Below are 24,718 nucleotides of genomic sequence, written 5' to 3' on the forward strand. Positions count from 1 at the left end.
CTCCGAGCCCTAGAGCCGCTCTCCGTGATCGGCGAGGTAGCTCGCCACGCCCTCGGCCGTCGCCGTCATCCCGGCGTCGCCCTTGTTCCAGCCCGCGGGGCACACGTCGCCGTGCTCCTCGTGGAACTGCAGCGCGTCGACGAGGCGCAGGAGCTCGTCGATGTTGCGACCCAGGGGCAGGTCGTTGACGATCTGCGAGCGCACGACGCCCTCGCGGTCGATCAAGAAGGCGGCCCGCAGGGCGACGCCGTCGGCGGTCTCGATGCCGTAGGCCGAGACGATCTCGTGCTTGAGGTCGGCGGCCAGGGTGTACTTCACCGCGCCGATGCCCCCGTCGTCGAGGCTCGTGTTGCGCCACGCGGCGTGGGTGAAGGCCGAGTCCACGGACACGCCGATGACCTCGACGTTGCGCTCGCGGAACAGGGTCACGCGGTGGTCCAGGGCGATCAGCTCCGAGGGGCACACGAAGGTGAAGTCCAGCGGATAGAAGAACACGAGGGCGTACTTGCCCTTGGTCGCGCTCGCGAACTCGAAGGCTTCGTCGATGGTGCCGTCGGCCAGGACGGCCGAGCAGTTGAAGTTGGGGGCGGGTTTTCCTACCAGGATGGCCATGTTTGATCTGCGTTCAGGATGGGGATGAAGGTGTCGGAGCTCGGCTCATCCGCGGAGGGTCGCGGAGGCCGGCCCAGATCCAGGGTTTCCAGCAAAGACGCGCGGGTCTCGGGCCCCAGCGGGAGGCGCTCGCAGCCGACGCTCGACTCGACCCGGAGCCAGCCCGGCTCGCCTGCATGGAGCGCGGCCTGGGCTGATTCGGTGACGTCGAAGGCGATGTAGTGGATGGCCGCGGGCTCGCGATCGTCGGGATCCAGGCGTCGACACGGGCAGCGATGGGCGCCGACCTCGAGACAGATAAGGCCGGTGTCGAGCTCCCGCGAGAAGACCTCGCCGACGGCGGCCGAGCCCGCGTGGATCGACAGCGTGGCGGTCAGCACCCCCGGCCCCGGGACCAGGCGCGCGTACTCGTCGATCTCGCGCTGAATGTCCCCGGTGGAGGTCCGCGACTCGACGCGCAGGACCTCGTGGATCTGCCACAGCGCGGTCGTCCGGCTCTCGAAGAGCACCGACAGGTGACTGAACTCGACTCGGCGCGCGGCTTTGACGCGCCAGACCATCGGGCCCCAGCGGTCGCGAACGCGCTCGAAAATGGCGACGGGGAGGATGTCGCGCAGTTCGATCTCAGTCGGGACGTCCGTGCTCACCAACTCAAGATATTGAATACTGATTTCAATATCAAGGATCTTTTTCATGACGGGAGTCACGTGAAGAGCCTCCAATGCCAAGTTGGATCTCATTGGGCCACCCAGATTTTGACACTCGACTTCAATTGAATCCCTGCCAAGCCCAGCTCAGCGTCTCCCCCGCCCCCGAGTCGGCCCGCGGTAGATTGGCCCCGCCATGACCGAAGGCCTGAGCGCCCCCGCCAGCACCTCCCACCAGGAATTCCCCTGCCAGTCCTGCGGCGCGAAGCTTCAGTTCGAGCCGGGCACGACCCACCTCACCTGCAACTACTGCGGCGCCGTCCAGGACATCGGCCAGCAAAGCAGCGCCCCCGTCCGCGAGCGCAGCCTCGAGGACGCGCTGCGAGAGCTCGCCCAGCGCCCCGCGAGTGAGCTCGCCCAGGGCGGCCACGAGATCCAGTGCAACGGCTGCGGCGCGGTCACCCTGATCACCGGTCAAGCCGCCTCCTGCCCCTTTTGCGACTCCCCGATGATCGTGCCCATCGAGGAGGACCGGGCGACGATCGTGCCCGAGAGCCTGCTGCCCTTCCACATCGAGGCCAAGCAGGCCGCGCAGATCTTCGCCGACTGGATCAAGAGCCGGTGGTTCGCGCCCAACGACCTGGCGAAGCGGGCCAAGAAGGCGAAGATCGACGGGGTCTACCTGCCCTACTACACCTACGACACGACCACCGTGTCGAGCTACCAGGGCGAGCGCGGGACCCACTACTACGTGACCGAGACCTACACGGACTCGGAGGGCAACACCCAGACCCGGCAGGTCCGCAAGACCCGGTGGAACTCGGTCCGCGGCTCGGTCCGCGTGCACTTCGACGACGTGCTGATCTGCGCGTCGAAGTCGCTGCCGGTCAAGCTCACCGACACCCTCGAGCCCTGGGACCTCCAGTCCCTGCGCAGCTTCGACCCCGCCTTCCTCAGCGGCTTCATGGCCGAGCGCGCGACCTTGGGCCTCGAGCAGGGCTTCGGCGTCGCCAAGGACAAGATGGACCCGCGGATCCGCTCGGCGATCCGCTCGGACATCGGCGGCGACGAGCAGCGCATCCACAGCAAGTCGACCAACTACCGCGACCCGACCTTCAAGCTCTTCTTGCTGCCGCTGTGGCTGTCGAGCTTCCGCTACAAGGAGAAGGTGTTCCGCTTCGTGATCAACGCGCGGACCGGCGAGCCCGCGGGCGAGCGGCCCTACAGCGCCGTCAAGATCGCCCTGGCCGTCATCGCGGGCATCCTGCTGGTCGCCGCGATCGTGCTCATCCTCTCGGCCACCGAGGGCTGATGGCCACCGGCCGCGGCCCTTGCTAGGGTCCCCAATCATGTCGATCCGCGAGCGCGCCCGTGGACCCCTGCGCACCGCCGGCCTGTTCGGCTGGACCGCGGCCATGCTCGCGGCCGTCGAGTCCCACAAGGCCATCGACCGCAAGCTCCAGGCCCGCAAGGGCGGCCCCGACTCGGACGCCGTCGAGCTCCGCCAGGACCAGATCTTCGACCGCTACATGCGGACCTGGACCCGGGTCATGCTCGACGTCCTGCGCGTCGACCTGACCATCCTCGGCGAGCTCCCGCCCCCGGCCAGGGGCCCGCGCCTGGTCGTCAGCAACCACCGCTCGGCCGTCGACATCCCCATCCTGATCACCCACTTCGGCGGCTCCGTGCTCAGCCGCGGCGACATCGAGTCCTGGCCCATCCTCGGCCTCGCGGCGCAAAAGGCCCAGACCATCTTCGTCGACCGCGAGTCCACCCGCAGCGGGGCCCAGGCCATCCGGGCGATCCGAGCCCAGCTCGCCGCCGGTCGCACGGTGTCGATCTTCCCCGAGGGCACGACCTTCGCCGGCGACGAGCTGCGCCCCTTCAACGCCGGGGCCTTCGCCGCGTGCCGCAAGCTCGAGGTCGAGTACGTGCCCATCGGCCTGGCCTACCCCCCCGGCTGCGAGTACATCCAGGACAACTTCCTCAGCCACGCCCAGGCCATCGCCTCGCGCCCGCTGACGCCGGTGGTCCTCGCCGTCGGCCGAGCCCGGCGCATCGAGGCCAAGGCCAAGGTCGTCGCCGACGAGCTCCACGCCGAGATCGAGACGCTCATCGCCCGCGCCCGGGCCGAGCTCGACGCCCGGCGATAGCCGCGATAAACGCCGTCTTCGCGCGAAAAACCTTGATCCTGCCCGCGGCATGGGCCAGCCTCGCAAGGTGCGCAAGCTGGACAACGCCATCGCCGTCGTGACCGGAGCCGCCAGCGGGATCGGTCAGGCCACGGCCATCGCCCTCGCCGAGAAGGGCTGCGACCTCGCCATCGCCGACGTCAACGAGGTCGGCCTGGCCGAGACCGCCGCGGTCATCCAAAACCGCCGCCGCAAGGTCAGCACCCACATCGTCGACGTCGCCAGCCGCCCGGCGATGGAGGCCTTCGTCGACGAGGTCATCGACGCCCACGGCCACGTCAACATCGTCATGAACAACGCCGGCGTGTCCGTGACCGCGCCCCTGGCCGAGCACAGCCTCGAGGACTTCGAGTGGCTCATGGGCATCAACCTGTGGGGCGTCGTCTACGGCACCAAGCTCTTCCTCCCCCACCTGCAGCGGGCCAGCTGGGGCTGCGTCGTCAACATCTCGAGCATGTTCGGGATCATCGGGCTGCCGACCCAGAGCTCCTACTGCGCGAGCAAGTTCGCCGTGCGGGGCTTCTCCGAGGCCGTCGCCGCCGAGCTCGCCGACGAGAACATCGACGTGCTGTGCGTCCACCCGGGCGGCATCAGCACGAAGATCATCCACAACAGCCGCTTCTACCTCGGCGATCGCGGCCACGCGAAGATGAAGCGCTACTTCGAGAAGAAGGCCATGCCCGCGAGCGAGGCCGCGGACTTGATCGTCCGGGCCGTCGAGCAGCGCCGGCGTCGGCTGCTGATCACCCGCGAGACCTACTCCATCGACCTCATCAAGCGCGCCTATCCGCCCCTCCCGCCGCACTTCATCAACTGGCTGCGCAAGCGCTCCGGCATGGGGTAGCGTGGGGTCATGGCTTCTCTCGTTCTCCACGGCTTCGGCGGGGACGGGGCGCTCACCGACCTGAGCCCCTTCGTCACCAAGCTCCACGCCTACCTGCGCCTGGCCGGAGTCGAGTACGCCTTCCGCCCCGGGGACATGCGCGTCGCCCCCCGCGGCAAGCTCCCCTACATCGACCACGACGGCGCGATCATCGGGGACTCCGAGCGCATCATCGAGCACCTGCGCGAGCGGGGCATCGCCGACCTCGACCGCGACCTCGACCCGGGCCAGCGCGCCGATCGGACCGCCATCGCCTCGATGTGCGAGCTCGAGCTCTACTTCATCCTGGCCTGCTTTCGCTGGCGCGAGCCGAGGGGCTGGGCCAGCTACGGCCCGAAGATTCAGGCCGCGCTCCGGCGCGTCGGCATCCCCCGCCCGGCCACCGGCGTGGTCCTCCGGATCGTCCGCCGCGGCAACCTCAAGCAGCACGAGGCCCAGGGCGTCGGGCGGCGCCCGCCCGAGGAGAACCTCGCCCGCGCCGGCCAGCTGTTCGACGCCTTCGAGGACTTCGTCGGTCGCCACCCCGGGCCGTGGTGGTTTGGCGAGCAGCCCAGCAGCCTCGACGCCATAGTCTGGGCCTTCATCGACGGGACGACCACCAAAGAGGTCGACACGCCCTTGCACGGGCTGCTCGACAGCCGGGCTCAGCTCAAGACCTGGTTCGAGCACGTCGACGCGAAGGTCCGCGCGGCGGGCAGCTGAGCGCCCGCGCCGTCGCGGCCGCTCGCGCCGGTGGCTACTCGCGGACGGCCACCAAGGTCGCGCGCCAGTCCACTCGTCGAACGCACTCGCCCTCGACTCCCTCGGCGCCGCCGGCCTCGAAGTCCTCGACGCATGTCGAGGCCATCAACGACCAGTCGAGGCGGTGGGTCAGAGACTGGCCCTCGAGGACCTCGCCGCCGAAGCCCGACAGCCACGGCACCTCGTCGAAGGCGCCGCACTCCCCCATGTCCCCCGGGACCGTCACGCCGTCGCGCCCCGGCCCGGTCATCGTCCCGTCCGAGAGCGCGGCGTCGAACATGAACACGGGGTCCACGGTCAGCCCCCACGCCTCGGTCTCCTCGGCCAGCGCGGCGCAAGCCGTCGGGTCGGCGCACGGGAGGATGACGACCTCCAGGCCGTCCCCGTCGTCATGAAGCGCCGCGACGGCGTAGTCGAGGGCCCCCGGGGCCCCCGGGCCCTCCGCGTCGCAGCCCTCCTCGTTGACGCGGTGGACGTCCACCGCGTAGATGCCCAGCTCGAGCGCGTCGAGCTCGAGGGGCTCGGCTGGTGAGCCGTCGCCGTCGCCGCCATCGCCGACGCAGCCAACGACCACCAACGAGAGGATCAGCGAGGCGCAGCCTGACAGGAGTCGAAGGGTGCGTGCGTGGACCGTGCTTTCACTCATTTCACCAGTTCTGACCCCAGCCCGGCCTGGTTTTCCGACGCCCAGTTTCCGGCCAGCGCGGTGGTTCAAGGCGGCCGAAGGCGGACGATCGTCGCCCCCCAGCTGCCCTCGCCGTGGCCGCCCAGGCGAAAGCGCTCGACCTCGCCGGCCTCCTGCAGCCGCCCGAGCTCGACGTGGACCGTCCGCCGGAGCACGCCCTTGCCCTTGCCGTGGACGACCCGCAGATCGAGGACGCCCGCGCCGCGGCACGCGGCCACGTACTCGCGCACGAGCGGGCCGACCTCCCTGGGCGAAAAATTGTGCAGGTCGAGCTCGCCGTCGAGGGGCAGGGCCTGCGCGTCCTCGCGGGTGTCCCCGCCCAAGCCTGCGGCCGCGCCGGCCCACGGAGCCCGAGGGAGCCCGCGCGGCCGTGCCTTGGCCAGGGCCCGGCAGCCCCCCCGGGGTCGCCCCTCGACGCGGACGACGACCTCGGGGACGCGGCCGAGCCAGGACGACACGCTGCCCCCCAGGCCCAGGCTCCCGCTGCGGCCGTGCACCCGCCAGGTCTGGCCGTCGACGAGGACCTCGAGGCGTCGCGCCGCGGCCTGGCCCGCGCGCCGCTCGACGACCCGGAGCTCGCCGAAGCTGGCCGCAGCCGCGAAGTCGAGGGCGAGGTCGACGAGCTCGGCCTGGGCCTCGGGGTCGTCGAGCTCGTCGGCGTCGAGGGCCGAGCGCTCTCGCCAACCGGCGAAGCTCAGCGTCAGCGCGCTCCCGTCCAGGTCGAGCTCGAGCGCCAGGGCCTCGTCGAGAGCCAGCGTCCAGCGCGTCCCCTCCCGCGCCACGGGCTCCAGCCGAAGCACCCGCGCCAGCTCGCGCAGTCGACGGTCCAGCTCCTCGTCCAGCGCCATGGCTCCCTCGACCGCTCCGAGACCGCTCAGATCCGCGGCGTCTTCTTTTCGCCCTCGATGCGCTCGGCCGTGACGGCCACCAGGACCGCCCGCACCCCGGGCTCGTCGAGGCCGCGCAGGACCTGCATGAACTCCTCGGTGCGGTGCTGCAGCCCGACCAGAGACAGCCCCACGGGGGTGATGGGCAGCTCGATCTCCTTGCGGTGGACCAGGCGCAGCAGCTTCTTGAGGTCGTCGGTGGGCACGCCGGTGAGGGCCAGGGGTACCTGAGGCATCGCGCCATGCCATAGCGCGGGTCGGGGTGAAATTCGAGGCCCAGCTGGCTACCATCCGCGCGCCCATGCACGAGACCACCCTGAGCCTGATGCACGAAGCGGCCCTCGCCGGGAGCGCGGTGCTGCTCGACGCCTTCGCGGCCCTCGAACGCCTCGAGGTCCAGTCCAAGCGCCCGGCCGACCTCGTGTCCGAGGCCGACCTCGGCGCCGAGGCGGCCATCCGCGCCGTGCTCGAGGCGGCCCGCCCCGAGCTCGCCTTCCTCGGCGAGGAGTCGGGCTACCAGGCCGGACGCGCCGGCGAGTCCGGAGGCCTCGAGTGGGTCGTCGATCCCCTCGACGGGACCACCAACTTCCTGTGCGGCATCCCGCACTTCGCCGTGTCCATCGCCCTGCGCGAGGCCGGCGGCCCGACCCTCGCCGGCCTCGTCTACCAGCCCCTGACCCGCCAGGCCTTCGCGGCCATCCGCGGCCAGGGGGCGACCCTCGACGGCGAACCCATCCGCGTGTCGCCGCGGCGCAGCTGGGAGCGGGCCGTGGTCGCCACGGGCATCCCCCACCGCGGCCGCCCCCACCAGGAAGCCTTCACCGCCGAGCTCGCCGCCGTGGGCCCCAAGGTCGGCGGGGTGCGGCGCTTTGGCTCCGCCGCCCTCGACCTGGCCTGGGTCGCCTGGGGGCGCTACGACGGCTTTTGGGAGCGGGGCATCCAGACCTGGGACGTGGCCGCGGGCAACCTGCTCGTGCGCGAGGCCGGCGGCGTGCTCACGGGCATCGACGACGGCCAGGACCCCGAGACCGGCGAGGGGCTGATCGCCGCGACGCCCTGGTTTCACCCCGAGCTCCTCGCCACGCTGCGCGCCGCGAACCGATCGGTGCTCTAGTCCGTCAGCAGGTTGCTGGGGAGGTTGCCGCTCAGGGTGCTCGACAGCCAGCCCTGGAGCCGCTCGAGCTCGGGGTCGGCCTCGCTCTTGGCGTGGATGTCGGTCTGCTCGCCCGGGTCGGCGCTGCGGTCGTAGTACTCGTAGTGCCCGGCGATCACGTTGTGGATCAGCACGCCGTCCTCGGTCCGCGCGGCGCGGCGAAAGAAGTTCCCCTGGGTCGGGCGCTGGCTGATCACCGAGCAGGGGATCACCCGGTCCTCGGGCGCGCGCTGGGGCGCGAGCGCGGGCAGCAGCAGGCTCTGCCCGTCGAGCTTGCGGGCGTCGTCGGTGTTGCCGATCACCTCCAGGATCGTCGGCGCGACGTCGAGCAAGCCGACGGGCGCGTCGACCCGCCGCCCCTCGATCCCCGGGACGTGGACGATCAGCGGCACGTGCACGCTCTCGACGTAGCAAGTCTGGGCGTGCTTGACCCCGCCGTGCTCGCCGAACTCCTCGCCGTGATCAGCCAGGAATACGAAGATGGTGTTGTCCCACTGCCCCGAGTGCTTGAGGTAGTGGATGAGCGAGCCCATGCTCGCGTCGACGTTGGAGATTTCGCCGGCGTAGCGCTGCTTGGGCTCGTCCCCGAAGCGACCGTGGCCAAAGCCGTGCTCGAGGTACTCGCTGTGCGGGTCGACGACGTAGAGGGTCAGGAACCAGGGGTCCTTCGAGGCGGCCGCGCGCTCGATGTAGCGGATCGACTCGACCACCAGGGCGCCGGCCTGGCCCGTGACGTAGGCCCCCGCCGGGGCGGCCATCTCCTCTTCCGACGCGGCCTCGAGCACGCTCGTGAACTCGAACTCCGCGAGGATGCGCTTCATGTGCCGGTTGAAGTAGCTCACCGCGACCAGGCCCGTCTGGTAGCCGAGGGCGTCGAGCCGCTTGCCGAGGGTCTGCTCGCTGTCGCCGAGATCAATCCGCGAGCTGCGGGCCCACTCGGCCATGCTCGGGTCGCGGCCCGAGAGCATGCTGGGGATCGACAGGATCGTCGCCGAGGACTGGGAGTAGGCCTGGGTGAACACCAGCGAGTCCTCGGCCGCCTCGTCGAGGTAGGGCGTCGGGCTGTCCGCCGCGCCGCCGATGCCCGTCGTGTCGAAGCGGATCGCGTCGACGATCACGAACAGCACGTTGGGGCGCCCCTGCCCCTCGGGGGCCTCGTACTCGCCGTAGAAGAGCTCGAGGGCCTCGACCGCGGCCGCCTTCGAGGCGTCCTCGCCCGAGCAGTCCTCGTCGATCCCGTTGCCCGGGATGTCCTGCGCCTTCGGGCTGATCGAAGCGTCAAAGGCCGCACAGTCGCCGCCGCCGAACATGCTCGAGAAGCCGTCGCGATCGAAGTCCGTCGCCTTCGACGTCAGGGCGGCGCTCGGACCCAGCGCCCGGTGCTCGCGGGCCCAGCGGGACGCGTCCTCGGAGCCGTTCATGACCAAGCTGGCCGCGCCCGCGCCGACCAGCACGAGCACCGGCGCGACGGCCAGGCTCAGCCGCCGCTCTCCCTCCACGAGCCACGGCAGACACACCAGGCCGACGAGCCCCTCGCCCACGAGCACGACCAGGATCCAAAAGAACAGCGCGAAGGTGCCCAGCTCGACCGCGTTGATCACGAGGTACGCAGGCAAGAGCGCGGCGACCGGTACGACCACGAACAGGGCGTAGCGAAGGGCGGGGCTGGCCGGCCACGGCAGGCCGAGCCGCTCGTCGATGCGGGCGACGAGCGGTCGCAACAGCCGAGCCAGGACGAAGCCCCCGACGAGCGCCCCACCGCCCAGGCCGACGAATAAGAGCACGGCGAAGCTCCGCGCGAAGGCGGGGTTGGCGATGTGGAACAGGCTCGGCATCAACACCCAGGCCGCGGCCCCGAACACCACGAGCATCACGCTCGCCGCGACCAAGCCCGCGCGGAGCTCGACCACGGGCGCTCGGGGGGCCGAGCGGTCGCGGTCGTTGACGCGCTGCGCCCACGCGTCGAGCTCGAGGTAGTCGGACAGAGCGCCGAGCAGGCTCCACGCGACAGCCTGTGCCAAGCCCAGCGCCAGACCCCCGCAGGCCCCCAGGCCGACCCCGAGCACGAGCCGACTGCCGAGACCCGGGGCGCCCTCCCCACCAACGATGACCGAGCTCACGCTCACGATCGTGACGACACCGACCGCGAGCGCGACATGCCGCAGCGGAGTCGTAACTCTGGTGAGACCAGAAGACATCATTTTGACTTACCACATCTCCCGGATCGCAAGCCCCGGATTCTCTGCCCAAACCCTCCCAGCGTTGGCAGACGCAGTACCCTGAGCCATGCCCACGCCCGCGCGCACCCTGGCCCTCAGCCTGTCCTTGCTGCCCTGCGTGGCCTGCCCCGCGTCGAGCGGTGACGACGATGACACGAGTGACACTGGCGCGAGCAGCGATGAGGTCGGCTCCTCCGACTCCGAGAGCGCCGACGAGTCGAGCGCGTCCGCGGACTCGACGACCGAGGCCGAGACCACCGAGGGCAGCTCGGGCGAGACCACCGGCGGCGAGCTCCCGGCCTGCGCCGGCTACTTCCCCGCGGGCGCGGTGTGGTGCGAGGACGTCAGCGACGCGCCGACCCACCCCAACTCCGCGACCGTCGTCGCCTGGCTCGAGCAGGCCGGGTGGGGCAACGACGACAACTTCCAGATCGACTTCTCCATCGAGGTGCTCGAGGCCGACGCCGACACCCCGCGGCGCAGCTTCGAGGCGACCGGCGACTTCTACACGCCCGACTGCGACTGGGTCGAGGTGCCCGTGCCCGAGGGCGGCGCGATCGAGGGCGAGGAGGGCTACGCGTGCACCAGCGACGGCGACTGCCACCTGATCGTCGCGGCCCGCGACGAGAACCTGCTCTACGAGATGTGGCGGGCCAACATCGTCGACGACGTGTTCTACGGCGGCTGCCTGGCGGTGTGGGACATGGGCGTGGTCTACGACGACGAGGGCCGGGGCCAGGGCTGCACCAGCGCCGACGCGGCCGGCTTCCCCATCGCGCCCTTGCTGTTCACCGCCGACGAGGTCGCGGCCGGATCGATCGACCACGCGATCCGCTTCATCCTGCCCAACGCCCACATCCGCAACCTCATCTACTCCCCGCCGGCGACCCACAGCACCAACGCGACCTCGGGCCCGATCGAGGCGCCGCCCTATGGCGTGCACCTGCGCCTGCGCCCGGACTTCCCCGTCGACGATCTGCCCAGCGAAGGCGCCAAGGTGGTCGCCGCGGCCCTCCAGACCCACGGCATGTTCCTCGCCGACGGCGGACAGATCGCCCTCACGGCGCAGTCCGACCGCTTCTCCGCGAACACCTGGGACGGCCTGCTCGCGCCCCAGGATCTGGTCTCGCTGCGGCCCATGGACTTCGAGGTCATCGACCACGGCGAGCTCCTCGACTGGGGCGAGCAAAGCTGTGAGCGCGAGCCCCTGGGAACGCCGCCCTGAAGGCAATTCTCCCGTCGAATCGGTGTGAGAAGGCCGGCCCGAGGCGCCGCCATGTGGGGCGCGACCGCCCCGCGGCTATCGCTATGGTCCGGCCATGACTCGACTGCCCCCCGCCCCCCACGGATCCACCCCCGGCGCATCCCTGCTCGCGTGCATTGCCCTGTGCCTGGCCGCCTGCCCGAGCGACGACGGCGGCGAGGGCAGCGACGACGACGCCGCGACGGAGACCGACGACGAGGCGACCGAGTCCAGCGGCTCGACCGAGACCGAGACCGAGACCGAGACCGAGACCGAGACCGAGACCGAGACCACCGAAAGCGAGACCGAGACCGGCGGCCTCGAGGGCGAGCTGATCTGCAACGAGGGCAGCGAGGCCGTGTCCGAGTGGCTGCGCCACACCGTCGCCGACGACATCCCCGGCCCGGCCTTCGTGTCCATCGCCGACTTCGACGACGACGGCAAGCTCGACCTGCTCAGCTCGGCCTTCGGGCTCATCGACACCAGCATGGGCATCGCCATCCCCGAGGGCACGCTGACCCTCCACCTCCAGCGCGAGGGCCTCAACTGCTGGGAGCGCGTCCCGCTGGTCAGCGAAGGCGACGGGGTCGAGTTCCCCAACGAGTCCGAGATCGCCGACCTCGACGGCGACGGCGACCTCGACGTGGTCCTCGCCGCGGGCTTCTTCGTGTGCATGTTCGACCCCAACGTCGGCGACTGCGGCGGCCTCTACGTGTTCGAGAACGTCGGCACCGAGTTCGTGCGCCACGACATCACCGACGCCGACCCCCAGTTCTTCCACCGCCCCGGCCTCGTCGACCTCGACGGCGACGGGGTCCTCGACATCGTCACCGCCCGCGAGACCTTCATGACCTCCGAGCTGGTGTGGTACCGCGGCGACCTCGACAGCCCGACCCTGTTCGAGGCCGAGGCCCGGGTCATCGACCCCGAGGTCGGCGGGACCATCCCGGACTTCGCCGACATCGACGAGGACGGCGACCTCGACATCGCCGCCGGCCGCTTCTTTGGCCTGGGCGAGGGCGAGCCCTACGTGTGGTGGGAGCAGACCGCCGCGCCCTCCGACGCCGTGCCCGAGGGCGAGTGGCTCCGCCACGTGATCAGCACGGATCACGGCCAGGCCATCCAGCTGCGCCTGACCCGGGACCTCTACGGCGACGACACCCTGCGGGCCGTGGCCAGCAACCACGTCAACCAGGGCAACGAGCCGCCCGACGAGTGGGAGTCGGCGATCATCGTGTTCGAGCCCGGCGACGACCTCACCGCGCCGTGGACCTCGACGATCATCTCCGAGGGCATCGTGTCGCTCCCCGACGACGGCGTGGCGATCGCCGACGCCCCCGGCGTGTTCGACCTCGCCGACGCCGACGGGGACGGCGACCTCGACGTGTTCCTGTCCGGCGACGGGGACCCGCGCACCTTCTGGCTCGAGCAGACCGAGACCGCGACCTTCACGACCCACGTGATCGAGGAGTCCCTCCCGCAGGCCGGGGGTGGCCACGCCTACGACCTCGACGGGGACGGGGACAACGATCCGGTGTTCACCGGCTACGAGGACGCGCGCATCTACGTTTACGAGCGCGAATAGCGCCGCGCAATCGACCTACGTCTCTGGCGCACGCTCTAGTGTGACCCCTACGGCGTTCCAAAGGCATCCAGTGATACTTGTACATCTTTGCAAGTATGATATTGACGTCTCCGTCATGCGCAAGCTGATCACTGCCTTCTCCGTCCTCGCCCTCGCCGGGTCCCTCAGCGCCTGCAAGGACGCCGCCGCCACGACGAACCCGGGCGACACCGCCGCCAACCTCGAGTCTGGGGCGGCCGACGCCCACGCCAGCGACCACGAGCACCACCACGGCACCGAGGACGGTCACGCCAACGAGCACGACCATCACCACGGCACCGAGGACGGCCACGCCGACGAGCACGAGCATCACCACGGCGAGGACGGCCACGCCAACGAGCACGAGCACCACCACGGCGCCGAGGACGGCCACGCCGACGAGCACGCCCACCACCAGGGCGAAGAGGGCGACCACCACCACCACGAGGACGAGTAGTCCTTCAGCTTCTCGACCCTTCGTCGACGCGGAGCACCCCTGGGTGCTCCGCGTTTTTCTTGGCTCACCGGGCGACGCCGCCCGAGAGCTCCCGAAGTCGATCACGCGAGGACGCGTGCCCCTCACCGGGGCGGCAGGTGCACCGCCAGCCACAGCGCGTCCGCGCTCGCCGAGCGCACCCGGTGGCGCTGGTGGGCGGGGATGAACAGCGTGTCGCCCGGGCCCATGCGCGCGCTCACCAAGGTCGCGCCCTCGAGCTCGAGCTCGGCCTCCCCCGCGAGCAGGGCGACCCACTCGTCGTGGGGCTGGTCGTAGACCTCGGAGGGCGAGCTCACCGGCCCGTAGATGCGCTCGATGTGCACGCCCCCCTGGCGCAGGAGGGTCTCGAATTGCTCGGCCTGGGTCGGAGGCCGCTCGAACAAATTGGAGGCAGCGGTCATGGGCGAGCCATCATGGCATCGCCCCCGACCGCTGCCGAAGTCCAGCCTCGCTCAGCGTCGGCGACGACGCACGAGCATGCCCAGACCAAACAGCGCCGCGAGGCCGAGGGCGCCGCGGGTCGGGTCGTCGTCCTCCGTCGAGCAGCTGCAGCCCGACTCGGTCACGTCGTCGATGCCCACGTCGCCGCCGCTCTCGCTCTCGTTGCCGCCCGAGCCTCCGCCCTCCTCACCGTTCCAGCCGTTGCTCTCGTTCCACTCGGCCAGCAGGGTGTCGATGACCTCGGTCTGATCGCTCAGCACCTGGTTGGGGCCCATGAACGCGGCCTGCTCGACGTCCTCCTCCCAGGGCATCTCGTCCTGGAACTCCGGCCACTGGTTCGAGTTGGGCAGGTAGACCTCGCGGCCGTCGGGCAGGGTGAACAGCGAGCCCCCGGCGCACAGGTTGAAGCGCGTGCCCTGGCGGTTGTTGGGCACCTCGGGCAGCGTCGGGTTGATGTGGAAGATCGGGTCCTCGTACATCTCGTTGGGCGAGATGGTCGTGTACATCCGCGAGATGTAGGGGTAGTCCTGGATCAAGCTCTGGGCGTGCAGGCCCGGCTGGATGATGCGGGCGTCGAGGTCCGCGGCCAGGGCCGCCGCGTCCCAGGCGTCGGTGTCGACCAGTCCGACGAAGCAAGGCACGCAGCCATAGAACTCCTCCGGCGTCAGGCCATTGGGCACCGGCAGGTAGGCGTCGAGCATCGGCGGGAGCAGGTCGTGGGCCGGGGTGCACAGGCCGTCGAAGCACTCGACCAGGCCCTGGGCCTCGAGGGTCGGGATCAGCTCGCTCGGGTCGTCGCCCAGGTCCGCGACGGCCTGGGCGTCCCACAGCGCGCTGTGCAGGCCGACGATCGACACCTGGCCCGAGGGCCCGGCGTACTCGGTCACGAAGGCGTTGCCGTCCGCCGCGAAGGCGTCCACGGCCAGGGAGATGACCTCCTTGTAGTTGCTGGCAAAGTTGATCCAGTCGATCTTGAGCGGGTTGACCAGCACGTGGCGGTAGTTGGTCGGCACCGCCCGCCCGTCGCCAATCACGAACACGCGCACGTCCATGTCCTCGACCGCGGCGATCCGGGTCAGGCGCAGGGGCACGCAGGTCTCGTCGCCCTGGTAGCGCAGCACGATCGGGTGGATCTCGTCGACCTCGGCGTTCATCCCCAGCTTGATGGCGACAAAGAGGTGACCCTCCTCGAGGTACTCGGCGAGGATCGGCTCGGCGTTGGGGTCCTGCTGGTAGCCGTTGTCCTCGAGCCACTGCATCACCCCCTCGATGGTCCCGCCTTCGAGCACGGCGATCTCGAAGGCGCCGACGATCTCCTCGAGCACGACCGTGGGGCCGCCGCCCCCGCTGTCCTCGGTGCTCTCGTCTCCGGTCCCGCTCTCGCCCTCGTCCCCCCAGCCGCCGGCCTCGTCGTCGCCCTCGCCGCCGCAGGACTCCTGGGTGGTCGAGTAGCCGTAGGTCGGCACCGTGCCCGCGAGCATGTTCTGGAACAGCCGCTCCGAGCCGACCTCGAACTCCGGCACCGCCGTCATCGGGATCACCCACGCGAACTTGTCCGCGTCGGCGTCCGGGTCGTACTGGATCTGAATGTGGGCCTCGACGATGTTCTCGTCGCCCATCACGAACAGGATGTTCTCACCGGTCTGGTCGACCGGCATGGACTGGGGGCCGGTGTCGCAAAAGGTCCCGCCGCAGGCCTCGGCCGCATTGGGAGCCAGCGACAGGGCGAGGGCGCAAGCGCCCGCGAGGACCGTCGGGATCGAGGTAAGCGCAGTCTTGGTCATGTCATCCAGTTCGTGCCATGGGACGGGTGGATCAATTGCGTGGGGGCCCGAAAACGAGAGCGGCCCCGCGCGTTTGCGCGGAGCCGCCTTGGTTTGACGCCGGCTCGGTCAGCGACGACGCCGACGCACCAGCAGGCCCAGGCCCAGCAGGCCCATGAGCCCGAGGGTCCCCCGGCTCGGGTCCTCGTCGGCCGAGCACGCGCAGCTGGCCTCGGGGTCCATGAGGCCCGCGCCCCCGCCCGTGCCGTCCTCGCCGAGCTCGTCGCCGCCGCCGGAGCCGGCGTCTTCGCCCGAGCCCCCCTCGCCGCTGCCACCGTCCGTGCCCGTCTCGCCGTCGCCCGAGCCTCCCTCGCCGCCGCCGCCCCAGCCGTTGGACTCGTTCCACTCGGCCAGCAGCGCGTCGATGAGCTCGGTCTGATCGCTCAGCACCTGGTTGGGGCCCATCAGCGCGGCCTGCTCGACGTCCTCCTCCCAGGGCATCTCGTCCGTGAAGTTGGGCCACGCGTTTTGGTTGGGCAGGTAGACCTCGCGGCCGTCGGGCAGGGTGAACAGCGCCCCACCGGCGCACAGGTTGAAGCGCGTGCCCTGGCGGTTGTTGGGCACCTCGGGCAGCGTCGGGTTGATGTGGAAGATCGGGTCCTCGTACATCTCGTTGGGCGAGATGGTCGTGTACATCCGGCTCAGGTAGGGGTAGTCCTGGATCAGGCTCTGGGCGTGCAGGCCCGGCTGGATGATGCGGTCGTCGATCTCCGCGGCCAGGGCCGCCGCGTCCCAGGCGTCCTGGTCGATCAGCCCCGCGTAGCACAACAGGCAGCCGTAGAACTCCTCGGGCGTCAGGCCGTTGGGCACGGGCAGGTAGCTCTCGATCATCGGCGGGAGCAGGTCGTGGGTGAGGGAGCACAGGCCGTCGATGCACTGCGCCAGGCCCTGCCCCTCGAGGACCGTGAACAGCTCACCGGGGCTCGGCCCGAGGTCCGCGATGGCCTGGGCGTCCCACAGCGCGCTGTGCAGGCCGTTGATCGACACCTGCCCCGAGCCGCCGGCGTACTCCGTGACGAAGGCGTTGCCCTCGGCCGCGAAGGCGTCCACGGCCAGCGAGATCACCTCTTTGTAGTTGCTGGCGAAGTTGATCCAGTTGATCTTCAGCGGGTTGACCAGCACGTGGCGGTAGTTGGTCGGCACCGCCCGCCCGTCGCCGAGGATGAACACGCGCACGTCCATGTCCTCGACCGCGGCGATCCGGGTCAGGCGCAGGGGCACGCAGGTCTCGTCGCCCTGGTAGCGCAGCACGATCGGGTGGATCTCGTCGACCTCGGTGTTCATCGCCAGCTTGATGGCGACGAAGAGGTGGCCCTCGTTCAGGTACTCGGCGAGGATCGGCTCGGCCGCGGGGTCTTGCTGGTAGTCGTTGTCGCCCAGCCACTGCATCACCCCCTCGATGGTCCCGCCGTCGAGCACGGCGATCTCGAAGGCGCCGACGATCTCCTGAAGCACGACCACGGGCTCCCCCCCCGTCGTCGACTCCTCGCCGCCGTCCGTCGAGTCCTCCGTGCCCCAACCGTCATCGCCCTCGGAGCCGCCGCCGCTGTCTCCGCAGGGCTCCTGGGTGGTCGAGTAGCCGTAGGTCGGCACCGTGCCCGCGAGCATGTTCTGGAACAGCCGCTCCGAGCCCACCTCGAACTCCGGCACCGCCGTCATCGGGATCACCCACGCGAACTTGTCCGCGTCGGCGTCCGGGTCGTACTGAATCTGGATGTGGGCCTCGACGATGTTGTCGTCGCCCATCACGAACAGGATGTTCTCGCCGGTCTGGTCGACGGGCATCGACTGCGGGCCGGTGTCGCAGAAGGTGCCGCCGCAGGCCTCTGCAGTTCTCGGGGTCACAGTGGCGGCCAGGGCGCAGATGCCGGCCAGGGCGAGGGATAGTCCAGTCTTGTTCATGGCTACTCCTCCGGTGCCACGAGCCCCACGCTTCGATCACGACGGTGTTGAACCAAGCTGCGGATTTGGAGACGTGGCCGCCTGCCCGCCTTAAGATGGGGCATGCCCTCCCTCGCCTCTCTGTGCCGCCGTCGTTTCGCGCTACTCGCGCCACTTCTGATCCTCGGCCTCGCGGGCTGCATCGTGGACGTCGGCCGGCCCGGCGAAAGCGACGGGGCCGACGGCCTCGGGGACGACGGCCAGGACGAGATCGGCACGGACGAAGACGAGGGCGAGAGCAGCGAGGACGAGGGCAGCTCCTCCGGCGCGCCGGACATGGGCGAGGGCGAGGATGAGACCGAGGGCGAGACCGACATGGGCGAGGAGTCGGGCGAGACCGGGGGCATGGCCTGCGACGCGCTGTCGAGCTGGGACCCGTGGATTGGCGGGCCGTGCGAGGACGACCTCGACTGCGGCTACGAGGGCGGCGTCTGCCTGCGCGAGGATGAGGGCTTCCCCTGCGGCACCTGCACCCTGCCCTGCGACCTCTACTGCCCGGACGCCGCCGACGCGCCCGAGACCTTCTGCGTCGAGCACATGGACTTCGTCGAGCCCTTCGCCCCGGACCAGGGCGCGTGCCTGTCCAAGTGCGACCCCTTCAAGCTCCCGACCGGGGGCTGCCGCGAGGGCTACGCCTGCGTCATCGTCGACCGCTTCTCGCAGCCCGGGACCAAGTCGCCGGTGTGCCTGCCCCAGGACATCGCCCCGCCCAAGACCGAGTGTCAGCAGATGCTCGACGACGCGGGCCAGGCGTGGATCCCGGCCTACATCCCCCTCGATCACCCCGACGGCCACCCCGAGCTCGACTGCATCGTCGAGGATCCCGTGCGCCTGTACTCGCCCATCGGCGGCGTCGACTACCGCTACATCGAGAGCGAGAACCCGGGCTCGGTCCGCGGCTCGTGCGAGCTCGCCCTGGCCCTGCTCGAGCTCGGCGAGCTGCTCCAGCAAAAGGACGCCGTCGAGGTCGCGCACATCGGGACCTACAACTGCCGGGTGATCGCCGGGACCAGCACCCTGAGCGAGCACAGCTTCGGCTACGCCATCGATCTCGGCGGCTTCACCCTCGAGGGCGGGCAGTACCTCAGCGTCTACGACGACTGGGAGGACGGCGTCGACGAGCCCGTCACCTTCGAGGGCCAGTGGCTCAAGGACCTGACCGACAAGCGCTTCGAGCAGGACATCTTCAACATCATCCTGACGCCCGAGTACAACGCCGCCCACGACGACCATTTCCACGTCGACCTCAAGCCGGGCGCGAACTTCTACGAGTAGGCTTTGTTTGATTTGAAAGTTTTGAAAAGTCAGGCTACGCTCGTTTGGTGCTGCCCCCTAGAGCCCTTGGCCAAACCCAAAACTTTGTTCTAGCGCCCATTGTACTCGCATGCCTGTCGAGCGGGTGTGGGGATGACGCCGTCCTGGCGCCCGCGCCCGCGGATGCTGGGCCTGCAGCCGACGGCTGGACCTTCATCGTCCTGCGCCAGCTCGATCCCGAGGACGAGAGCACCACCAATCCGCGCCTCGTCGCGCTGCGGGTCGACGAGGGCGAAGCTGAGCCCATCGAGCTGCGCGAACTCATCGAGCTCGGCGGATCCAGATCGACGATCGAGACGTGGGACCACCCCGGCCACGGCGTCATCGTCCAGAACACCCACGGCCCCTGGCCGGCCTGGCTGACGCGGGTCGAGTCGGGCGAGCCCGTCGTCAGCCCCGTGCGCATGGGCTACCCCCGCAAGCTCACCGGCGTCCAGTTCACGCCCAGCGGCGGCGGGGCGCTCATCCGGAGCACGGCGAACCTCCCCGACGATCCCCTCAGCATCCCCCCCGAGCCAGACTGCAGCCTCGAGTGGATCCGCTACGACTCCGCCCGCGAGCCCGTCGAGCGCGTCGAGCTCGAGCCCGTCGGATACCCAGACTGCAGCCAACAACTGCCCGCCTTCGCGCTCAGCCCCGCAGCGGACCTCGCCCTATGGTTGGTCCGCCCCGATTGGCAGCCGTACGTGCTGCGAGCGGCGACCATCGTCGACGGGCTCCCGGGCCCCGTGCAAACCCTCGCCAGCTTCGAGGACGAAGACCACGCCTGGTCTTCGCAGCTCTACGTCGACGCAGCTCGAATCGGCTACCTCGTCCGCAGCGGGTCCGGCTTCGAGCTCGCCGTTCACGACCGCCTCCACCTCGACGAACCCGCCGAGCGCTACCCCATGACGACCGACGGCTACCCCCGAACGCTCCAGACCGAAGGCTGGATGGTATGGAGCGACGAGGCTGGCGACTCGTGGCGCCGCCTCTTTGACGGTCCCCTCGCCGGGGAGCCCGAGCGTCTCGACAGCCCCCCTGGCTACCGCCACTGGCTCCACGGCGAGGACGAGCTGCGCTTCCTCTTCCCGGGCGCCGGCATCGCCCACGCGAGCGCCCTCTCGGCCCCCGGCCCCGTTCCGCTCACGACCTTGACCGAACCGCTCCTCGGCACCGGCTCGATCGCCCAGGTGGTCGAGAACCTGGCCGGCTGGACCGTGTTCGAGCGCCTCACCGAAGACCCCGACGAGACCAGCGCGGTCGAGCTCGTGAGCCCCGGACCCGACGCAGCGATAGCGACCGCGGTCGAGCTCGGGCCCGACGTTCAGGTCGACTTCCAGACCTACGCGGCGAGGCCCGAGCGCGTACTCATCGCACAGACCGAGCCCCTCGAGCGCGTGTCCCTCGTCGACGTCGGCGGCGACACGCCCACGGTCCATACCCTCATCGAGCGCCAACCCAGGGGGTCGGAGACCGCGAAGCTCGTGCGCTGGAGCGGCGAGGCCCGCCACGTGTTGCTGAACTCGGGCGCGACCATCGAGCGCGTGTTCATCGGAGGCGGCGAGCCCGAGCCGCTCCTGGACCTCGGCGACGAGCGCATCGCTACGTGGTGGTCGCTCTCCGAGCCCGGCTAGACCAGCGACGGATCAAGTGCCCACGGCGCCCGGCGGCTCGTAGGGCCGGTCGAGGCTGCTCGGGATGGGCAGGCCCTCGGCGGTGAGGGTCTCCCGGACCCACTGCCGCCCCTCCTCCATGGTCGCTAACATCGGCTGGCGCATGCGCGCGTCGACGAAGCCCAGGACCTTCATGAAGGTCCGCACCCCCGGCTTGAGCACGACCATCGCCTGCGCGATGCGGATGCGCTCGACCTGGGCGTAGCTGGCCTTCATGCGCTCGGAGATGTAGCGCCGGACGTGGGCCGGCGGCCGCCCCTCGCCGTCGGAGTAGGTCAGCACGAGGCAGCGCTCGCCGGCCGCGTCGAGGGCGTCGAAGGTGTCCTCGAGGGCGTCGAAGTACTCCGTCAGCGTCGGCATGTCGGCGACGAGGCCGTGCCACTCGATGAGCAGCAAGGGCGCGCACCAGTCGAGCACCACGGTGCCGCTTTGCTCCCCGCGCATGATGATGCGGCGGTCGGGAACGGATGTCATGGCGCGACGATCGCATGGTTTGCGACGCCGATGGCCAGCGCCGAATACGCGCCTTCATGCTCAGGACTGTGAAGTTTTCACAGTCCCTGTCTACTTTGGCCGTCGTGGGCGACGCCACGCCCTCCCTGCCCCACGCCCACGACTCAGACCCCTCCCCCGAGCCGGTCTCGGCCGACCTGCGTGGGGCTATGCTCTGGTCGTGACCTGCCTTGTCCTCCGCCGTCGGCGACGTACTCGCAGAACCGTCTCCGCCCTCGCCGTCCTCAGCCTCGCGTGCGGGCGCACGGATTTCGCAGACCAGGGCGACGACGAGATCGGTGCGCCGACGAGCACGGGGGGCGAGAGCGACACCAGCGTCGACTCCAGCGAGAGCGAGTCCGGCGAGTCGAGCTCGGACGACACGACGGATACGACGGATACGACCGAGTCCACCGAGTCCACCGAGTCCAGCTCCGAGACCCGCGGGTCCACGAGCACCGAAGAGAGCACCGAGTCCACCGAGTCCACCGACACCGCCGAGTCCACCGACACCGCCGGGTCCACCGACACCGCCGAGTCCACGGACACCGCCGAGTCCGAGGACAGCACCGACACCGGGCCCATCGACGAGTGCTCGGCCGAGGCCCTCGCCGGCGCCTTCGCGCCCCAGGAGCTCGACGGCCTCGACGCGCCCGCGGTCGCCGTCGACATCCTCGACCTCACGGCCACGATCGACTTCTCCCCGTCCGAGACCCAAGCCTACGCCAGCACGATCCTGAGCTTCCGCGTCGGCGAGGACGGGGGCATGCCGGTCCTCGACCTGCGCCAGGACATCAACCTAGCCATCCTCGACGACCAGTCCATCGACGCCGCGCTCCTCGATCGCCGCGACTTCGGCTGGGGCATGGACGCGGGCTTTCGCGTGCTCGCCGTAGAGCTCGAGCCCTGCTCCGAGCACACCCTGGAGCTCGACTACTGGCTCGAGATCCCCGACGCGCCCATGGCCGGCGGGCTCCAGTACCTCGCCGCTCCCCTCGGCCTGCAGTTCGACTCGTGGTCCTCGGACCTCAACCCCGGGCGCTACCTCGAGGCCTGGCTCCCCGCCAACCTGCCCTTTGATCGCTCCCCCATCAGCCTGGTGCTCGCGCTCCAAGACGCGGAGCAGCCCCACACCCTGCTGAGCAACGCCGAGGTCGAGGAGCTCTCGCAGCACCAGTGGCTGCTCGAGTTCCCCGAGACGACCACCGCCATGGCCCCGCTGATCGTCGTCCAACCGACCAGCGACCTCGAGGTGGTCAGCGGGGAGCACCTCGCGGGCAACGGCCAGCTCATCCCCTACACCGTGGCCAAGCACGCGAGCGTGGGTCAGGGCCTGGCCCAGCTCGAGCTGGCGACGCGCTCCTACCTCGACGAGTTCGTGGCCTCGACCGGGGACTACCCCCACCCGGCGATGCTCGCCTACATCAGCGAGGACAGCCGATCCATGGAGTACGACGGCGCCCTGACGACCAAGCCCCAGGACCTGGGCCACGAGGTCTTCCACAGCTGGTGGGCCCGGGGCCTGCACCCCCAGACCTACGCCGACGGTTGGATCGACGAGGCGTGGACCATGTACAACACGACCGCGGGCTGGTCCTTCACCGTCGAGCCCTACGACTTCGTCAACATCCTCGACGAGCCCGCGGTGCTGCTCTACGTCGACGACCCCTTCTTCCGCGACACGGTCACCGAGAGCTACTGGGGCGGGCGGCGCTTGTTCGCCGGGCTGGCGGCGATCATGGGCCTCGACGAGCTGCGCGCGGCGATGGCCGAGCTCTACGAGCTGCGCATGGACGAGGACTTCCTGGGCTGGATCGACACCGAGACCCTGGAGTGGCACCTGTACTGCGCGAGCGACTCGGACACGCGGGTGATGGACGCCTTTTATCGCTTCGTCCGCGGCAACGAGGATCTGCCGCCCTCCCTCCCCCCGATGTGCAACTGAGAGAGGGGTCGCGCAGAATCGGCGGGTCACGGCGGCTGCGCGGGCGCGCTAGACTGGCTGCCTCATGGCCGTGCAGCTCAAGATCCGTCGGCTCGAGACCGGCGAGACCCTCATCGCCGAGTTCGAATCCTTCGCGGACGCCGAGACCTGGCTCCGCGAGCGCCCCCAAAACGTCGACGTCCTCGGCACCGTCGGCCTCGACCGAGACACGGGGGAGCGGCTGCGCGAGGCGACGCGGCCCCTCGACGCTGGCGAGCGAGCCCGCGTCGCCAAGCTCGACGCCGCCGCCGAGGCGGCCGCTCGGGCAGCCCTCCAGCGCGAGCAAGAGGCCGCCCAGGCCGCCCTCGCCGCGCGCTTCGAGGAGGCCAAGAGCGCCGACCCCGGGCGGCTGATGCACGTCGCCTTCGAGCGCGGGGTCGGGTGCACGAACGCGGACCCGGCGGATCCCCGGCCGCTGCCCGACGTGGTCGTCGCCGCCGTGCAAGCCTGGGTCGCCGTACGCGACGAATGGGTGCACCCGCGCGGGCAGTACGTCGCGACCGCGAACCTCCAGGTCTGGCCGGGCTCGGTCCCCGGCGGCGACGAAGACGGCCGGATCGAGCCCGGCGGTCAGTTCACCGCGCTGTTCGGCGATCCACCCCAATGAACGAATCGCCCCCATTTGGGGGCGACCCAATGCCCATGCGAAGGCACGAACGGCATTGCCCACCAAGCCAAAGCGGAGGAGCGGAGCGACGAAGCGCCCCCGGTCCCGAGTCCTCTGCGGGGGCCAAGTAGAGCTCAGCGACGCAGGACCCACAGGCGGGCGCGCTCGAGATCTACGGCCGCGTCGCTGGACCCGGCGCCGAACTCCGGGCCCTCGCCCTGGTCGACGGCGACCAGCACATGGCCGCTCGCGCGCAGGGTCTCGCCGAGGGCCGCGTGCGGCACCCGGGCGGCCCCGAACTCGCTCGCGCGCAGGGGAACCAGACCCCGCGACCCCGTCAGCAGCTCCTCGTAGATGCTGTTGAAGTGGGGCACGACCACGGACTGGAACACCACCAGGGCCCGGAGCTCGTCGATGGAGAACACGTGGATCTCCGGGCGATCCATGGAGTGGAAGCGATCGTTGAGGCGCGCCGCGAGCTCGACGTCGTCGACCTCGGCGACCACCCGCGGGCGACGCTCGCCCTGGCCCGCGTCCGCGGCCGCTGCGGCGAGGGCCTCGTAGGTCATCAGCCCCGTGGTGTTGCGCGCGTCGGACTCGCCCGAGCCGTCGGCCGAGAACAGCACCAGGTCGTGGTCGAGGATGCTCTCGCCCGCGCCAGGCAGCTCCCCGAGCACCCGCGGGCTGGCCCAGTCGGCGACGTGCAGCGCGACGCTCAGCCGGCGGTCGTCCCCGGCCGGCGCCGTCCAGGTCACGCCCTCGTCCTCGTCGACCTCGAAGGCGCCGAACTTGGGGCTGGACAGGCCCTGGCGGACCAGCGCCCCCTGAACCGCGAACAGCTCGAGGGCCTGCTCGCGGTGCTCGTCGTCGGCGAGCAGCACGGAGACCGCGGCGTCGGCGGGGGCGTGGAGCAGCAGGCTCTCGAGCAGCTGGACCGTCGCGCCCCGGAAGCCGCAGATCAGCATGCGGCGCAGGGGCACGGCCGCCTCGACGGTGAACTGGGCCTGGACCCGCGGGCTCGGCTGGCGCGGCGCCGCGCCGGCCTGGGCACCGACGATCTCCGCGACCCGCTGGGCGTCGTCGGCGATGGCGATGACGCC

The 24,718-nt window shown here is 70.4% G+C and carries 23 protein-coding genes; 12 read left to right on the forward strand and 11 right to left on the reverse strand.

Translation table 11 applies throughout. The annotated features are described in order from the left end of the window. Positions 1 to 9: 9 nt before the first annotated feature. Together PPSIR1_RS11350 and PPSIR1_RS42445 are read right to left on the reverse strand one after the other, a co-directional pair. Positions 10 to 612 (reverse strand): peroxiredoxin, encoded by a 603-nt coding sequence (locus tag PPSIR1_RS11350; protein ID WP_006971192.1) that lies wholly within the window; start codon positions 610 to 612, stop codon positions 10 to 12. After that, a complete protein-coding gene (locus PPSIR1_RS42445; RefSeq protein WP_053335348.1) occupies positions 597 to 1,259 on the reverse strand; it encodes a DUF3501 family protein in 663 nt (220 codons plus the stop codon). Before PPSIR1_RS42445 ends, PPSIR1_RS11350 begins: the two co-directional genes overlap by 16 nt. A gap of 196 nt (positions 1,260 to 1,455) precedes the next feature. Between PPSIR1_RS42445 and PPSIR1_RS11360 the strand changes: the two genes are divergently transcribed. Genes PPSIR1_RS11360 through PPSIR1_RS11375 form a run of 4 tightly spaced genes read left to right on the forward strand, consistent with a single transcriptional unit; the run spans position 1,456 to position 5,036 of the window. Then, the gene (locus PPSIR1_RS11360) at positions 1,456 to 2,571 is read left to right on the forward strand and encodes a TFIIB-type zinc ribbon-containing protein (protein ID WP_006971194.1); all 1,116 of its coding nucleotides are present in this window, start codon (positions 1,456 to 1,458) and stop codon (positions 2,569 to 2,571) included. 37 nt (positions 2,572 to 2,608) lie between these two features. Next, positions 2,609 to 3,412, forward strand: coding sequence for a lysophospholipid acyltransferase family protein (locus tag PPSIR1_RS11365; protein ID WP_006971195.1), 804 nt, complete (start codon positions 2,609 to 2,611; stop codon positions 3,410 to 3,412). 49 nt (positions 3,413 to 3,461) lie between these two features. Then, on the forward strand, positions 3,462 to 4,295 hold the full coding sequence (locus PPSIR1_RS11370) for an SDR family NAD(P)-dependent oxidoreductase (protein ID WP_006971196.1): 834 nt from the start codon (positions 3,462 to 3,464) through the stop codon (positions 4,293 to 4,295). A gap of 9 nt (positions 4,296 to 4,304) precedes the next feature. Beyond that, positions 4,305 to 5,036, forward strand: a complete 732-nt coding sequence (locus tag PPSIR1_RS11375; protein WP_006971197.1) for a Tom37 metaxin N-terminal-like domain-containing protein — start codon at positions 4,305 to 4,307, stop codon at positions 5,034 to 5,036. 34 nt (positions 5,037 to 5,070) lie between these two features. Here PPSIR1_RS11375 and PPSIR1_RS11380 read toward each other — a convergent pair whose 3' ends face one another. The 3 genes from PPSIR1_RS11380 to PPSIR1_RS11390 form a co-directional block, all read right to left on the reverse strand. Further along, entirely contained in the window at positions 5,071 to 5,649 is a 579-nt protein-coding gene (locus tag PPSIR1_RS11380) for a hypothetical protein (protein ID WP_006971198.1), read from the reverse strand. A gap of 137 nt (positions 5,650 to 5,786) precedes the next feature. Then, positions 5,787 to 6,608, reverse strand: a complete 822-nt coding sequence (locus PPSIR1_RS51060) for a Smr/MutS family protein (RefSeq protein ID WP_006971199.1) — start codon at positions 6,606 to 6,608, stop codon at positions 5,787 to 5,789. Between the two features lie 26 nt (positions 6,609 to 6,634). After that, complete coding sequence (locus tag PPSIR1_RS11390; protein ID WP_006971200.1) at positions 6,635 to 6,883, reverse strand: hypothetical protein; 249 nt, start codon at positions 6,881 to 6,883, stop codon at positions 6,635 to 6,637. Positions 6,884 to 6,948: 65 nt separating this feature from the next. On the opposite strand from PPSIR1_RS11390, the gene PPSIR1_RS11395 reads away from it, so the two are divergent. Continuing rightward, positions 6,949 to 7,761, forward strand: a complete 813-nt coding sequence (locus tag PPSIR1_RS11395; protein ID WP_045115834.1) for an inositol monophosphatase family protein — start codon at positions 6,949 to 6,951, stop codon at positions 7,759 to 7,761. Here the strand turns inward: PPSIR1_RS11395 and PPSIR1_RS11400 are convergent. Then, positions 7,758 to 9,920, reverse strand: a complete 2,163-nt coding sequence (locus PPSIR1_RS11400; RefSeq protein WP_157595438.1) for a sulfatase-like hydrolase/transferase — start codon at positions 9,918 to 9,920, stop codon at positions 7,758 to 7,760. The two genes, PPSIR1_RS11395 and PPSIR1_RS11400, sit on opposite strands and share 4 nt — an antisense overlap. 166 nt (positions 9,921 to 10,086) lie before the next feature. Here PPSIR1_RS11400 and PPSIR1_RS11405 point away from each other — a divergent pair, with 166 nt between their 5' ends. The 3 genes from PPSIR1_RS11405 to PPSIR1_RS49230 all read left to right on the forward strand — a co-directional run bounded on the left by PPSIR1_RS11405 (position 10,087) and on the right by PPSIR1_RS49230 (position 13,322). Next, a complete protein-coding gene (locus PPSIR1_RS11405; protein ID WP_006971203.1) occupies positions 10,087 to 11,244 on the forward strand; it encodes a hypothetical protein in 1,158 nt (385 codons plus the stop codon). A gap of 94 nt (positions 11,245 to 11,338) precedes the next feature. After that, positions 11,339 to 12,847, forward strand: coding sequence for an FG-GAP repeat domain-containing protein (locus tag PPSIR1_RS11410; RefSeq protein WP_006971204.1), 1,509 nt, complete (start codon positions 11,339 to 11,341; stop codon positions 12,845 to 12,847). A 115-nt stretch (positions 12,848 to 12,962) separates the two neighbouring features. Continuing rightward, on the forward strand, positions 12,963 to 13,322 hold the full coding sequence (locus PPSIR1_RS49230; RefSeq protein ID WP_006971205.1) for a hypothetical protein: 360 nt from the start codon (positions 12,963 to 12,965) through the stop codon (positions 13,320 to 13,322). A 122-nt stretch (positions 13,323 to 13,444) separates the two neighbouring features. Here PPSIR1_RS49230 and PPSIR1_RS11420 read toward each other — a convergent pair whose 3' ends face one another. From PPSIR1_RS11420 to PPSIR1_RS11430, 3 genes are all read right to left on the reverse strand, one after another. Next, entirely contained in the window at positions 13,445 to 13,762 is a 318-nt protein-coding gene (locus PPSIR1_RS11420) for a cupin domain-containing protein (protein WP_045115809.1), read from the reverse strand. 51 nt (positions 13,763 to 13,813) lie between these two features. After that, complete coding sequence (locus tag PPSIR1_RS11425; protein ID WP_006971207.1) at positions 13,814 to 15,586, reverse strand: DUF2330 domain-containing protein; 1,773 nt, start codon at positions 15,584 to 15,586, stop codon at positions 13,814 to 13,816. A 108-nt stretch (positions 15,587 to 15,694) separates the two neighbouring features. Then, positions 15,695 to 17,527: a DUF2330 domain-containing protein gene (locus PPSIR1_RS11430; RefSeq protein WP_086001222.1), complete on the reverse strand. Its 1,833-nt coding sequence runs from the start codon at positions 17,525 to 17,527 to the stop codon at positions 15,695 to 15,697. 102 nt (positions 17,528 to 17,629) lie between these two features. Between PPSIR1_RS11430 and PPSIR1_RS42450 the strand changes: the two genes are divergently transcribed. After that, positions 17,630 to 18,841, forward strand: a complete 1,212-nt coding sequence (locus PPSIR1_RS42450; protein WP_086001223.1) for an extensin family protein — start codon at positions 17,630 to 17,632, stop codon at positions 18,839 to 18,841. A gap of 47 nt (positions 18,842 to 18,888) precedes the next feature. Beyond that, positions 18,889 to 20,496, forward strand: a complete 1,608-nt coding sequence (locus tag PPSIR1_RS11440) for a hypothetical protein (RefSeq protein ID WP_157595439.1) — start codon at positions 18,889 to 18,891, stop codon at positions 20,494 to 20,496. Between the two features lie 12 nt (positions 20,497 to 20,508). Here PPSIR1_RS11440 and PPSIR1_RS11445 read toward each other — a convergent pair whose 3' ends face one another. Beyond that, complete coding sequence (locus PPSIR1_RS11445) at positions 20,509 to 21,009, reverse strand: hypothetical protein (RefSeq protein WP_157595440.1); 501 nt, start codon at positions 21,007 to 21,009, stop codon at positions 20,509 to 20,511. Between the two features lie 199 nt (positions 21,010 to 21,208). On the opposite strand from PPSIR1_RS11445, the gene PPSIR1_RS11455 reads away from it, so the two are divergent. Beyond that, entirely contained in the window at positions 21,209 to 22,972 is a 1,764-nt protein-coding gene (locus PPSIR1_RS11455) for a gluzincin family metallopeptidase (RefSeq protein WP_006971213.1), read from the forward strand. A gap of 64 nt (positions 22,973 to 23,036) precedes the next feature. Next, positions 23,037 to 23,618, forward strand: a complete 582-nt coding sequence (locus PPSIR1_RS11460) for a YciI family protein (RefSeq protein ID WP_006971214.1) — start codon at positions 23,037 to 23,039, stop codon at positions 23,616 to 23,618. 134 nt (positions 23,619 to 23,752) lie between these two features. Here PPSIR1_RS11460 and PPSIR1_RS11465 read toward each other — a convergent pair. Further along, positions 23,753 to 24,718 (reverse strand): hypothetical protein (locus tag PPSIR1_RS11465; RefSeq protein ID WP_006971215.1); only part of this gene is annotated, 966 nt, incomplete at its 5' end.

Source organism: Plesiocystis pacifica SIR-1 (assembly GCF_000170895.1).
Classification (GTDB): Bacteria; Myxococcota_A; Polyangia; order Nannocystales; family Nannocystaceae; genus Plesiocystis; species Plesiocystis pacifica.